The sequence below is a fragment of the Agromyces sp. 3263 genome, assembly GCF_031456545.1.
In the GTDB taxonomy this organism is placed as follows: Bacteria; Actinomycetota; Actinomycetes; order Actinomycetales; family Microbacteriaceae; genus Agromyces.
Map to the genome: position 1 here is coordinate 76,765 of NZ_JAVDUV010000002.1, position 12,695 is coordinate 89,459.

Annotated in this window: 11 protein-coding genes; 9 read left to right on the plus strand and 2 right to left on the minus strand. The window is 70.2% G+C overall.

What is annotated here, in order from left to right; genetic code table 11:
• The first annotated feature begins 19 nt into the window (after positions 1–19).
• The 4 genes from J2X63_RS13560 to J2X63_RS13575 all read left to right on the plus strand — a co-directional run bounded on the left by J2X63_RS13560 (position 20) and on the right by J2X63_RS13575 (position 2,524).
• Complete coding sequence (locus J2X63_RS13560) at positions 20–643, plus strand: CDP-alcohol phosphatidyltransferase family protein (protein WP_309978124.1); 624 nt, start codon at positions 20–22, stop codon at positions 641–643.
• Between the two features lie 17 nt (positions 644–660).
• Positions 661–1,167 (plus strand): FHA domain-containing protein, encoded by a 507-nt coding sequence (locus tag J2X63_RS13565; protein ID WP_309978126.1) that lies wholly within the window; start codon positions 661–663, stop codon positions 1,165–1,167.
• Positions 1,167–1,859, plus strand: a complete 693-nt coding sequence (locus J2X63_RS13570; RefSeq protein WP_309978128.1) for a MerR family transcriptional regulator — start codon at positions 1,167–1,169, stop codon at positions 1,857–1,859. Before J2X63_RS13565 ends, J2X63_RS13570 begins: the two co-directional genes overlap by 1 nt.
• A gap of 110 nt (positions 1,860–1,969) precedes the next feature.
• A complete protein-coding gene (locus J2X63_RS13575) occupies positions 1,970–2,524 on the plus strand; it encodes a MerR family transcriptional regulator (protein WP_309978130.1) in 555 nt (184 codons plus the stop codon).
• Between the two features lie 110 nt (positions 2,525–2,634).
• Here the strand turns inward: J2X63_RS13575 and J2X63_RS13580 are convergent, their stop codons facing one another.
• Positions 2,635–3,468, minus strand: a complete 834-nt coding sequence (locus J2X63_RS13580; RefSeq protein WP_309978132.1) for a ParA family protein — start codon at positions 3,466–3,468, stop codon at positions 2,635–2,637.
• Positions 3,469–3,543: 75 nt separating this feature from the next.
• On the opposite strand from J2X63_RS13580, the gene J2X63_RS13585 reads away from it, so the two are divergent.
• The 3 genes from J2X63_RS13585 to def are packed head-to-tail and all read left to right on the plus strand — an operon-like array spanning position 3,544 to position 8,882.
• Positions 3,544–6,948, plus strand: a complete 3,405-nt coding sequence (locus tag J2X63_RS13585) for a pyruvate carboxylase (protein ID WP_309978135.1) — start codon at positions 3,544–3,546, stop codon at positions 6,946–6,948.
• Between the two features lie 37 nt (positions 6,949–6,985).
• The gene (locus tag J2X63_RS13590; protein ID WP_309978137.1) at positions 6,986–8,377 is read left to right on the plus strand and encodes a MinD/ParA family protein; all 1,392 of its coding nucleotides are present in this window, start codon (positions 6,986–6,988) and stop codon (positions 8,375–8,377) included.
• A gap of 13 nt (positions 8,378–8,390) precedes the next feature.
• Positions 8,391–8,882: a peptide deformylase gene (def, locus tag J2X63_RS13595; RefSeq protein ID WP_309978139.1), complete on the plus strand. Its 492-nt coding sequence runs from the start codon at positions 8,391–8,393 to the stop codon at positions 8,880–8,882.
• 94 nt (positions 8,883–8,976) lie between these two features.
• Here def and J2X63_RS13600 read toward each other — a convergent pair whose 3' ends face one another.
• A complete protein-coding gene (locus J2X63_RS13600) occupies positions 8,977–10,806 on the minus strand; it encodes an AMP-dependent synthetase/ligase (protein ID WP_309978142.1) in 1,830 nt (609 codons plus the stop codon).
• 147 nt (positions 10,807–10,953) lie between these two features.
• On the opposite strand from J2X63_RS13600, the gene J2X63_RS13605 reads away from it, so the two are divergent.
• Both J2X63_RS13605 and J2X63_RS13610 read left to right on the plus strand, forming a co-directional pair.
• On the plus strand, positions 10,954–11,904 hold the full coding sequence (locus J2X63_RS13605) for an ROK family glucokinase (RefSeq protein ID WP_309978144.1): 951 nt from the start codon (positions 10,954–10,956) through the stop codon (positions 11,902–11,904).
• A 54-nt stretch (positions 11,905–11,958) separates the two neighbouring features.
• Entirely contained in the window at positions 11,959–12,648 is a 690-nt protein-coding gene (locus J2X63_RS13610; RefSeq protein ID WP_309978147.1) for a lysophospholipid acyltransferase family protein, read from the plus strand.
• The last annotated feature ends 47 nt before the right edge of the window (positions 12,649–12,695 follow it).

The following is a 12,695-nucleotide window of genomic DNA, read 5'->3' on the forward strand; positions in this document are numbered from 1 at the left end:
GGGTCGATAGGATCGCACCGTGGGCGGGGACGATGCGGGGACGGTGAGCACGAGGATCTGGACGATCCCCAATGTGCTCACGATGCTCCGGCTCGCGCTCGTCCCGGCGTTCCTCGCCTTCATCGTGGTCGGCGACTACGTCGCGGCACTGATCGTGCTCGTCGTCGCGAGCCTCACCGACGCGCTCGACGGCCACCTCGCCCGGCGGCTGGGCCAGGTGACGCGGTTGGGGCAGCTCCTCGACCCCGCGGCCGACCGGCTCTACATCTTCGCGGCGCTCGTCGGACTCGCGGCCAACGAGCTCGTCCCGTGGTGGATCGTGCTGGTCATCGTCGCGCGCGACGTGTTCCTCCTCGTGCTCGGCATCGTGCTCGCGAACCACGGCTACGGACCCCTGCCCGTGCACCAGCTCGGCAAGGTCGCCACGTTCGCCCTCTTCTTCGGGTTGCCCGTCATCATGCTCGGACTCGCGTTCCCGGCCGTCGAAGCGGTGAGCGAGCCGATCGGCTGGGCCATCACGATGTGGGGGGCGTTCCTCTACTGGTGGGCCGGCATCATCTACGCGATCGAGACGGCGCGCGTCATCCGCATTCCCCGTGTGGCGGACAAGTCACGATCCGATACGCTGGAACAGGGAGGTTAGCCGTGGCGGATGACGACATGACTCAGGCTGGCGCAGCTGGGGCCGACGACGGCGGGTCTCCGGCCACGCGGTCGAACGGCGCCGTCGGCGACGGCTCCACCGACACCACCATCGGATTCAGCCGCGAGGCGGCCGCGCAGCTCTCCGCCCTCGACGGTGACATCACTGCCGAGGAGCAGGAGGCGATCGCCGCGCTGCCCTCGGGGTCGGCGCTGCTCATCGTGCGCCGCGGTCCGAACAGCGGAGCCCGGTTCCTGCTCGACACCGACGTCACGACGGTCGGCCGTCACCCCGACGCCGACATCTTCCTCGACGACGTCACCGTCTCCCGACGGCACGCGGAGTTCCTCCGCCACCGCACGGCCTTCGAGGTGAAGGACCTCTCCTCGCTGAACGGCACGTACTTCGACGGCGTGCGCATCGAGACGGCCCTCCTCAGTGACGGCGCAGAGGTGCAGATCGGCAAATACCGGCTCACCTTCTACGCCTCCCGACGCGACCTGGCGCCGCTGGCGAGCAGCTAGTGCCGGGCACCGCCGCCTCCACGCACGCGAGCGGCCAGGCCCAACTGCTCGGCATCGGCCAGGTACTCGCGCTGCTTCAGCCCGAGTTCCCCGAGCTGACGCCGTCGAAGCTGCGATTCCTCGAGGAGCAGCGCCTCGTCTCGCCGGCGCGCACGCCGTCCGGCTATCGCAAGTTCTCGAACGCCGACGTGGAGCGCATCACCGTGGTGCTGTCGATGCAACGCGACCAGTACCTCCCGCTCAAGGTCATCCGGGCGCATCTCGAGGCGATCGACGCCGGTGAGACGCCCGCCCTGCCCGGGGCGGTGAGCGCGGCATCCTTCCTCGCCGGTGCGCGCCGATACGGGCGGGACGAGCTGGTGGAGGTCGCCGGTGCGACGCGGACCCTGCTCGACGACGCCGTCTCCGCTTCGCTCCTGCCGGCCGCCGGACCCTACGGCGAGGAGGCGCTGACCGTGCTCCGGGCGCTCGTCGCCCTGCGCGAGGTCGGCATCGAGACCCGCCACCTCAGGGGCCTGCGCGCCGCCGCAGAACGGGAGGCCGCGCTCGTCGAGCGGGCGATCGCCCCGTCGCGACGCTCCGACCCGGCCGACAAGGCGCGTGCGGCAGAGCGCGCACGTGAGCTCGCCGAACAGCTCGAGACGGTGCGCAGCGCCGTGGTGAGGGACGCGCTCGCGCGACTCGCACGCTGATCCGCGACACGCCGTGACGTTCGGCCCGATGTGTTTGGCGCGGACCCTTGGCGTCGGTAGCGTGGGACTCGCGCCATCGGGGTGCGGGCGTGAGAGTGAGGGGCGATCGGATGAGCGAGCTCGACCGGAGTGAACGAGATCGCTACGACCTCGGCCTGCTGTTCACCGATGGGCTCCCCGATCACGACGACGCTGCGGGATATCGCGGAGCAGTCGCCGCGCGCGCGGCAGGTATCAGCTACCGGCAGCTCGACTACTGGGCACGCACCCAGCTCGTGGAACCGACCGTGCGCGGCGCGGCCGGCTCGGGTTCGCAGCGACTCTACGGATTCCGCGACATCCTCGTGCTCAAGCTCGTCAAGCGGCTCCTCGACACCGGCATCTCGCTCCAGCAGATCCGCACCGCGGTGACCCAGCTCCGCGAGGCGGGCATCGACGACCTGGCGCAGACGACGCTCATGAGCGATGGTGCGAGCGTCTACCTGTGCACCTCCGACGACGAGGTCATCGACCTCGTGAACCGCGGACAGGGCGTGTTCGGCATCGCCGTCGGCAAGGTCCTCCGCGAGGTCGAGTCGACGCTGGTCGAGCTCGACACGCATCCGGCCGACCCGATGGACGAATTGGCCGCGCGCCGCGGCGCGCGTTCGCGCAAGATCTCCTGACCCTCAGCGGGCTCGGCGATCACGCCGTGCCACGGATCCGTTGACCGCTCCGCTGCCCGCCGTCGAGCCCATCGCAATGGTCGCGCCACGCCCGGGCGTCCCAGATGACGTCAGATGACGGGCGACTCGAGCTCCAGCGGCGTGCCGGCGTACTCGGCGATCCTCGCCGTGCGGAGCACCCGGTCGAGGAGCTGGTCGAAGTGGTTCGACATCTCCTCTGCACTCTCGCCCGGCCACATGTGGAGGGGCTTCGCCGCACCCTGCGCCTGCTGCAGCGACGTGCGCTCGGGCAGCTGGGGCGACAGCACGAGCGGACCGAACATGTCGCGCAGCTCCTTGATGCGGAACTGGTGCTCGAGGGACTGCACGCGGGCGCGGTTCACGATGATGCCGAGCGGCTGCAGCCTGGGGGAGAGGCCGCGGCGGATCTCCTCGATGGCGCGGAGGGCACGGTCGGCTGCGGCGACGGAGAAGAGGCCGGGCTCGGTGACCACGGCGACGCGGTCGCTTGCGGCCCAGGCCGTGCGGGTGAGCGCGTTCAAGGAGGGCGCGCAGTCGATGAGCACGAGCTCGTAGTCGGCCTCGACGTTCGCGAGCGCCTCCTCGAGCTTCCAGATGTCGCGGATCGACGGATGCGGGCCGTCGTAGTTGATGGCCGAGGGGCTGCCGATCATGACGTCGATCGTCGAGCTCGGGTTGGACCTGGTCCAGCCGCTCGGGGCGATCGCCGAGCGGACGATCTTCTCCTTCGGCGACGCGAGGACGTCGGCGACGTTGAGGTGGCCGGCCATCTGGATGTCCATGCCGGTCGACACATCGGACTGCGGGTCGAGGTCGACGACGAGCGTCCGCACCCCTCGGGCGAAGGCCGCTGAGGCCAGTCCGAGGGTGACGGTCGTCTTGCCGACACCGCCCTTCAGGGAACTGACGCTGAGTACGTGCACGAACAGATACGTTACCTTTAGTCCTCGGGCGATACCTAAATGTTCGCTGTGCGGAAACCGCGTCGAAAGGCCTGCATGTTCACGAAGATCCTGGTAGCCAACCGCGGGGAGATCGCCATCCGGGCGTTCCGTGCGGCCGTCGAACTCGGCGCGAAGACCGTCGCCGTGTATCCGTTCGAAGACCGCAACTCCCTGCATCGTCTGAAGGCCGACGAGGCGTACCAGATCGGCGTGCCCGGGCATCCGGTGCGGGCGTATCTCGACGTGGCCGAGATCATCCGCGTGGCGCGCGAGTCGGGCGCCGACGCGATCTACCCGGGCTACGGGTTCCTCTCGGAGAACCCCGAGCTCGCGCAGGCCGCGGCCGAGGCGGGCATCACCTTCATCGGCCCGCCGAAGCACGTGCTCGAGATGGCGGGCAACAAGGTCACCGCGAAGGAGCACGCGATCGCCGCGGGCGTGCCCGTGCTGAAGTCGACGCCGCCCTCGCGCGACATCGAGGCGCTCGTGGCCCAGGCCGACGAGATCGGTTTCCCGATCTTCGCCAAGGCGGTCGCCGGCGGTGGAGGTCGCGGCATGCGCCGCGTCAACACGAAGGACGAGCTGCGCGGCTCGCTCGAAGAGGCCATGCGCGAGGCCGACAGCGCCTTCGGCGATCCGACGATGTTCCTCGAGCAGGCGGTGCTCCGCCCCCGCCACATCGAGGTCCAGGTGCTGGCGGATGCCTCGGGCGAGACGGTGCACCTGTTCGAGCGCGACTGCTCGGTGCAGCGTCGTCACCAGAAGGTCATCGAGATCGCGCCGGCGCCGAACCTGTCCGACGACGTGCGCCAGGCGCTCTATCGCGACGCCATCGCGTTCGCGAAGTCGATCGGCTACGTCAACGCGGGCACCGTCGAATTCCTCCTCGACACCGCGGGCGAACGTGCCGGCGAGCACGTGTTCATCGAGATGAACCCGCGCATCCAGGTCGAGCACACCGTGACGGAGGAGGTCACCGACGTCGACCTCGTCGTCTCGCAGATCCGCATCGCGGCGGGAGAGACGCTCGCGAGCCTCGGCCTCGAGCAGGACCAGATCCGCCTGCGCGGCGCGGCGCTGCAGTGCCGCATCACGACGGAGGACCCCACGGCGGGCTTCCGGCCCGACACGGGCAAGATCACCACCTACCGGTCGCCCGGCGGTGCGGGCATCCGCCTCGACGGCGGCACCATCAACCCCGGCGCCCAGATCAGCCCGCACTTCGACTCGATGCTCGCGAAGCTCACGTGCCGCGGCCGTGACTACCCGGCCGCGGTGGCCCGGGCGAAGCGCGCCCTCGCCGAGTTCCGCATCCGCGGCGTCTCCACGAACATCCCGTTCCTCCAGGCGGTCCTCGAGGACCCGGCGTTCGTCGCCGGCGACCTCAGCACCTCCTTCATCGAGGAGCGCCCGCAGCTGGTCCGTGGCCGCGTGTCCAAGGACCGCGGCACGAAGATCCTGAACTGGCTCGCGGATGTCACCGTGAACCAGCCGAACGGACCGGCGCCCACGTCGGTGAACCCGGCCGAGAAGCTCCCGGCGCTCGATCTCTCGGAGCCGGCGCCGGCGGGGTCGCGTCAGCGCCTCCTCGAGCTCGGCCCCACGGGCTTCGCCGCGGCCCTGCGTGCGCAGACGCCGCTCGCCGTCACCGAGACGACGTTCCGGGACGCGCATCAGTCGCTGCTCGCGACCCGGGTGCGAACGAAGGACCTCGTCGCCGTCGCCCCCTACGTGGCTCGTATGACCCCCGAGCTGCTCTCGGTCGAGGCGTGGGGCGGCGCGACCTATGACGTGGCGCTCCGGTTCCTCGGCGAGGACCCGTGGGAGCGCCTCGCCGCGCTTCGCGAGGCACTGCCGAACGTGAACATCCAGATGCTCCTGCGTGGGCGCAACACGGTCGGCTACACGCCGTACCCGACCGAGGTCACCGACGCGTTCATCCGCGAGGCGGCAGCCACGGGCGTCGACATCTTCCGCATCTTCGACGCCCTCAACGACGTGAACCAGATGCGCCCGGCGATCGACGCAGTGCTGGCCACCGGCCACGCCGTTGCCGAGGTGGCCCTCTGCTACACGGGCGACCTGCTCGACCCCGCCGAAGACCTGTACACGCTCGACTACTACCTCGGGCTCGCGGACGAGATCGTCGCGGCGGGCGCGCACATCCTCGCGATCAAGGACATGGCCGGCCTTCTCCGTCCAGCCGCCGCCGAGCGCCTCGTGACGGCACTGCGCGAGCGCTTCGACCTGCCGGTGCACCTGCACACCCACGACACCGCCGGCGGTCAGCTGGCCACGCTGCTCGCGGCCAGCCGCGCCGGCGTCGACGCGGTCGACGTGGCGAGCGCGCCGATGGCCGGCACCACGAGCCAGCCGTCCGCCTCGTCGTTGGTCGCGGCGCTCGCGCACACCGAGCGCGACACCGGCATCTCGCTGGACGCGGTCACCGACCTCGAGCCGTACTGGGAATCGGTCCGCCGCCTCTACAAGCCGTTCGAGTCCGGCCTGCCCGGCCCCACCGGCCGCGTGTACCACCACGAGATCCCCGGCGGACAGCTCTCGAACCTGCGCCAGCAGGCGATCGCGCTCGGCCTGGCCGACGACTTCGAGCTCATCGAGGACATGTACGCCGCGGCCAACAAGATCCTCGGCCGCGTGCCGAAGGTGACGCCCTCGTCGAAGGTGGTCGGCGACCTCGCGCTGCACCTCGCGGCGGTCAAGGCGGATCCGGCCGACTTCGCGGAGAACCCCGACAAGTACGACGTGCCCGACTCGGTCGTCGGCTTCATGGCCGGAGAGCTCGGCGACCTCCCGGGCGGGTGGCCCGAGCCCTTCCGCACGAAGGTGCTCGCCGGCCGTGACGTGCGCATCGGCGTGACGGAGCTCACCGACGACCAGCGCAGCGCCCTCGACGGGGACAGCGTCACCCGTCGCGCGACGCTCAACGCCCTGCTGTTCCCGGCACCCACGCGCCAGTTCGAGCAGATCCGGGAGCTCTTCGGCGACCTGTCGGTCGTCGACACCTCCGACTACCTCTACGGGCTGCGCCAGGGTTCCGAGCACGTGGTGGAGATCGACAAGGGCGTGCGGCTCTACGCCGGCCTCGAGGCGATCGGCGAGGCCGATGACAAGGGCATGCGCACGGTCATGACCATCCTCAACGGCCAGCTCCGACCCGTCTTCGTGCGCGACCGCAGCATCGTGGTCGAGACCCGCGCGGCCGAGAAGGCGGATGCCTCGCAGCCCGGCCAGGTGGCCGCGCCCTTCTCGGGCGTCGTCACGCTGCAGGTCGAGCCGGGCGCGGAGATCGCCGCCGGGCAGAGCGTGGCGTCGATCGAGGCGATGAAGATGGAGGCGGCGATCACCTCGCCCGTCGCCGGTGTCGTGGAGCGGCTCGCCATCCCCAAGACGCAGCAGGTGGAGGCGGGCGATCTCCTCGTGGTGGTGCGCCCGCGCTAGGCTGTCGATGTGTTCGCACTGGTGAGGAGGGCTATCCGTGGCTGACGACAGCAGTGATCGCGAGATGACGACACGTCGGGCGACCGGAGCGCGTCGAACCCCCGACGAGCACGGTGAGCTCGAGCCGACGACGGGCGCGCACGCAGCGAGTGCCCTCCCCGAGAGCCTGAACATCCGGGTCGACCTGCCTCCCGCGCCGCGGCCCGAGATGCCGGAAGACGAGGTCGCCGTCGCGATCGACGATGTGGCCGTGAATCCGGGCACCGTGGTCGGCGGCGGGCCCTCGACCACCTCGGTCGAGGTCGTCACGCCGGCGCTCTCCAATGCCGGATATCGCAGTTCCTACCGGCGCGACGCGTCGCCCTACAGTGCGCTCCTCGCCTCCGACGCCTCCAAGCTCCGGCGCGAGCGCGTGAGCACCGACACCGGCAGCCACGTCGCCGTCGTCGACGTGCCGACCGACCAGCTCGCACCCTCCGAGCTGCCCGAGCCGTCCGAGTCCCTCACCGCCGATCGGCTCATCGACCTGAACCGCACCACGCGGCCCGCGCCGCACGGCGGGTTCAACCGTTTCCTCTACGAGGCGTCGCTGCACCTCGTGAACCTCGGCGACTCGGCCAAGGCCCGGGCATACAAGGAGCTGACCGCTCGCATCCAGAAGCGCTTCGAGGGCGGCGCCCGCTTCGTGCCGGTCCTCACTCGCAAGGGCGGTGTCGGCAAGACGACGATCACCGCCCTGCTCGGCATGGCCCTCGCCGATGCGCGCGACGATCGCATCATCGCGATCGACGCCAACCCCGACCGCGGCACGCTCGCCGAGCGCGTCGATCGCCAGACCCGCGAGACGGTGCGCGACGTCGTCACGAAGGCCTCGTCGATCGGCGGCTACACGGACTTCTCCGCCTTCGTCTCCCGCGACGAGACGCGGCTCGACATCCTCGCGTCCGACACCGATCCGACGCTGTCAGAGGCGTTCGACGACAACGACTACAACGTGGTCGCGGGGCTCGCGGCCCGGTACTACTCCCTCGTGCTCACCGACTGCGGAACCGGCATCGTGCACTCGGTGATGCGCGCCACCCTGCAGCGGGCCGACTCGATCGTCATCGTGTCAGGCGGCAGCGTCGACGAGGCGAGGCTCGCGTCCGAGACGCTCACCTGGCTGGAGGCCAACGGCTACGGCGAGCTCGTGCGGAACGCGGTCGTCGCGATCAACCTGGCGACCCAGGGCACCCACCTCGTCAAGGTCGACGAGATCGAGGCGCACTTCGCGTCGCGGGTGCGCGAGATCGTGCGGATCCCCTACGACCCGCAGCTCGCCGCCGGATCCGTCGTGAACTGGCACGAGCTGCGTCCCGTGACCAAGCACGCGGCCCGCGAACTCGCGGCGCTCGTCGTGGAAGGCCTGCCCGCCGACCGCGGGTACTGATATCGGAGCGCACGTGCCGGAACGCCCCATTCGCCTGTTCGGCGACCCTGTCCTGAAGACCGTCTCCGCCCCCGTCGAACAGATCGACGATGGCGTGCGCGCGCTCGTCGCCGACCTCATCGACAGTGTGAAGCTCCCGGGCCGTGCGGGGGTGGCGGCGTCGCAGATCGGGGTCAACCTGCGCGCGTTCAGCTACAACGTCGACGGCGAGGTCGGATACATCCTGAATCCCGAGATCGTCGAGGTGTCGGGCGAGGTCGAGGCCATCGACGAGGGGTGCCTGTCGGTTCCGGGGCTCTGGCACAAGACGCCGCGGCATCCGTTCGCCCGGGTTCGCGGCATCGACCTCGACGGCAACGAGGTCGAGCTCTCGGGCTCGGGCCTGATGGCGCAGGCACTGCAGCACGAGACCGACCACCTCGACGGCATCCTCTACCTCGACCGGCTCGAGAAGGCCGAACGTCGGGTCGCGATGAAGGAGGTGCGCGAGTCGGACTGGTTCTGACCGCGCCGGGCCGACCCGGCCGTGACACGCATGACGAAGAAGGGCCCCGCGGATGCCGCGGGGCCCTTCTTCGTGCAATCGACGATGCGTGGGCTCAGTGCACGATGGAGTGGCCTTCGGTGGCCGGGGCGCCCGAGTACATCGACTCGATCTGGCCCGAGAAGTCCTCGAGGATCACGTTGCGCTTGATGCTCAGCTTCGGGGTGAGGTGCCCGCTCGCCTCGGTGAGCTCGGTGGCCAGGATCGTGAACTTGCGGATGGATTCGGCGCGCGACACGTTCTCGTTGGCGGCGTCGATGGCCCGCTGCACCTCGGCGAGCACCGCGGCGTTGGTGGTGGCCTCCTCGAGGCTCATGCCCGCGTCCTCGTTGTTGTTGTTGAGCCAGACGGGGAGCATCTCGGGGTCGAGGGTGACCAGCGCGGAGATGAACGGCTTCTTGTCGCCGACGACGACGACCTGCCCCACCAGCGGGTTCGCGCGGATCGGGTCCTCGAGGGCGGCGGGCGACACGTTCTTGCCGCCGGCCGTGACGATGATCTCCTTCTTGCGCCCCGTGATCGAGAGGAAGCCGTCGCTGTCGAACGAGCCGAGGTCGCCGGTCTTGAACCACTCGCCGTTGAAGGTGTCGGCGGTAGCCTCGGGGTTCTTCCAGTACTCCTTGAACACGTTGATGCCCTTGACCTCGATCTCGCCGTCGTCGGCGATGCGGACCGAGACGCCGGGAAGCGCCGGGCCGACCGAGCCGATCTTCGACTTCGTGGCCAGGTTGACGGTCGCCGGCGCCGTCGTCTCGGTGAGGCCGTAGCCCTCGAGGATCGTGATGCCGAGGGCGTGGTAGAAGTGGCCGAGACGCGGCCCGAGGGGCGCCGAGCCCGATACCGCGTACTTCACGTTGCCGCCCATCGCGGCGCGCAGCTTCGAGAGCACGAGCCGGTCGAGGATGGCGAACTTGACCTTCAGGCCGAACGGCACGGCGCCCGACTCCTTCGCCATCGAGTAGGCGACGGCCGTCTCGGCGGCGGCGCGGAAGATCTTGCCCTTGCCGCCGGCCTCGGCCTTCTGCTCGGAGACGTTGTAGACCTTCTCGAACACGCGCGGGACGGCGAGCAGGAACGTGGGCTTGAAGCTGCCGAGGCTCGGGAGCAGCTGCTTGGTGTCCGGCTGGTGGCCGACCCGCACGCCCGCGTGCACCGCGAGCACGGCGATGAAGCGCGCGAAGATGTGCGCGGTCGTGATGAAGAGCAGGGTCGACGCGCCGGGCTCGGACACGACCTCCTTGAGCGCCACGGCGGAGTTGCGGCAGAGCTCGACGAAGTTCGAGTGGGTGAGCACGCAGCCCTTCGGCTTGCCGGTGGAGCCCGAGGTGTAGATCAGCGTCGCGATGTCGGAGCCGACCGCGAGGTTGCGTCGCCGCTCGATCTCCTCGTCGGCCACGCCGGTGCCCGACGCGGCGAGTTTGTCGAGATCGCCGAGGTCGATCTGCCAGACGTTCCGGATGGCCGGCAGCTCGGGGTGCACCTCGTCGAAGCGCGCGAAGTGGTCGGGCGTCTCGAGGATCACGGAGACGGCGCCCGAGTCGCTGAGGTTCCACTTGACCTGCGAGGGGGAGTTCGTCTCGTAGATCGGCACGAGCACCGCGCCGGCGAACCAGGTGGCGAAGTCGATGAGGGTCCACTCGTACCGGGTCTTGCACATGAGCCCGATCTTGTCGCCCGGCTGGATGCCAGCGGCCACGAGGCCCTTCGCGAGCGCGATGACCTGGTCGTAGAACTCGCGGGTCGTGACCGGCGACCAGCCGCCGTCGGCCGTCGGGAGGGAGAACAGCACCGAGTCGGGCGTGGCGGCGACCCGGTCGACGAGGAGGTCGGTCGCGTTCGCGTCGGGGTCGGCCGGGACGACGGCGGGGGTATCGAACTGGATCACGGTAGCTCCTTCGGCACCGGAGGAGGCCGCGCGGCCTCGGGGCGCGCGAACCTCGGCGTTGGGGTCGATTACACTCTAGTCGTTGCTCGTGCGGCCCTGAGGCCCCGGGATCATTCGGCCTCACCCCGTACGAAAGGCGGCTTGCTGGTGCATGCGATCGGTATCGACATCGGCGGGACGAAGATCGCAGGAGCGGTCGTCGACGAGTTCGGGGCCATCGTGCGCAGCGAGCGCGTTCCGACCGCCGCCGGCGATCCCGCGCTCCTCGAGGACGCCGTCGTCGCCATGATCCAGTCGCTCTCGGCCGACGGCGACGTCGCGGCCGTCGGCGTCGCCGCTGCTGGGTTCATCGACGCCGCCCAGTCGACGGTCTACTACGCGCCGAACATCAACTGGCGCAACGAGCCGTTCCGCGAGAAGCTCGAGGCCCGCGTCGGCACGACGGTGGTCGTCGACAACGACGCGAATGCCGCGGGGTGGGCCGAGTTCCGGTTCGGTGCGGGCCGCCTCGTGAGCGACATGGTGATGCTCACGATCGGCACGGGCGTCGGCGGCGCGATCGTCGCGGGCGACCGCCTGTTCCGCGGCGGCTTCGGCGCCGGCGCCGAGCTCGGCCACGTCCGGGTCGTGCCGGGCGGCATCGCCTGCGGCTGCGGGCAGCACGGATGCCTCGAGCAGTACGGTTCGGGCCGGGCGCTGCTGCGCATGGCCAACGAGATCGCCGACGCGGGCGGCATCGGACAGTCGCTCGCGCGGGTGCGCGACGAGCACGGCGCCCTCGACGGTCGGCTCGTCGGCTCGCTCATCGAGGCCGAGGACCCGGGGGCGGTCGCCGCGCTCCGCCAGCTCGGCCACTGGCTGGGGCAGGCCTCGGCGTCCCTCGCGGCCGTGCTCGACCCGCAGCGCTTCGTGTTCGGCGGCGGCGTGGCGGTGGCGGGGGAGCTGCTCCTGGCTCCCATTCGCGAGTCGTTCTTCGAGCACCTCCCGGCGCGCGGCTACCACCCCGAGCCCGATTTCGTGATCGCCGAGCTCGTCAACGACGCCGGAGTGGTCGGCGCGGCCGACCTGGCACGCGTCTGGGTCCAGGACCACGCCTGACGCGCGCCCGGCGCTAGGCTGAAGCGTTCGTCCGCACGGGAGGGGAGTCCGCCGGTGTTCTACTGGATCATGAAGCACATCGTGATCGGCCCGATCCTCCTCGCGATCTTCCGGCCGTGGGTGGTCGGCCTCGAGCACGTGCCAAAGCAGGGCGCGGTGGTGCTGGCGAGCAACCACCTCTCGTTCATCGACTCGATCTTCCTCCCGCTCGTCGTCGACCGACCGGTGGTGTTCCTCGCGAAGAGCGAGTACTTCACCGGCAAGGGCCTCAAGGGCTGGGCGACGAAGACGTTCTTCCAGGCGGCGGGGCAGCTGCCCATCGACCGGTCAGGTGGCAAGGCGTCGGAGGCGTCACTCCTCACCGGTCTCCGCGTGCTCGGCGAAGGCGGCATCCTCGGCATCTATCCCGAGGGCACCCGCAGCCCGGATGCGCGGCTCTATCGTGGCCGCACCGGGGTCGCGCGCATGGTGCTCGAGGCCGGCGTGCCCGTGCTCCCCGTCGCGATGATCGGCACCGAGAAGGTCATGCCGATCGGCACGAGGCTGCCGAAGATCCGGCGCATCGGCATCATCATCGGCGAGCCGCTCGACTTCACCCGGTTCGAGGGCCTCGAGGGCGATCGCTTCGTGTTGCGCTCCGTGACGGACGAGCTCGTCTACGAACTCCGGGCGCTGAGCGGCCAGCAGTACGTCGACGTCTACGCGAGCTCCGTGCGGGAGCAACGCGCGACGACCTCGGGGTAGGCTCGATGCAGCGGCGGCGCGACGTGCGGCGCCGCGTTCCCATTCCC

Excerpts from the sequence above, each read along its gene's own strand:
- J2X63_RS13575 (WP_309978130.1), top strand. The coding sequence starts at position 1,970 with ATGAGCGAGCTCGACCGGAGTGAACGAGATCGCTACGACCTCGGCCTG.
- J2X63_RS13565 (WP_309978126.1), top strand. The coding sequence starts at position 661 with ATGACTCAGGCTGGCGCAGCTGGGGCCGACGACGGCGGGTCTCCGGCC.
- J2X63_RS13585 (WP_309978135.1), top strand. The coding sequence starts at position 3,544 with ATGTTCACGAAGATCCTGGTAGCCAACCGCGGGGAGATCGCCATCCGG.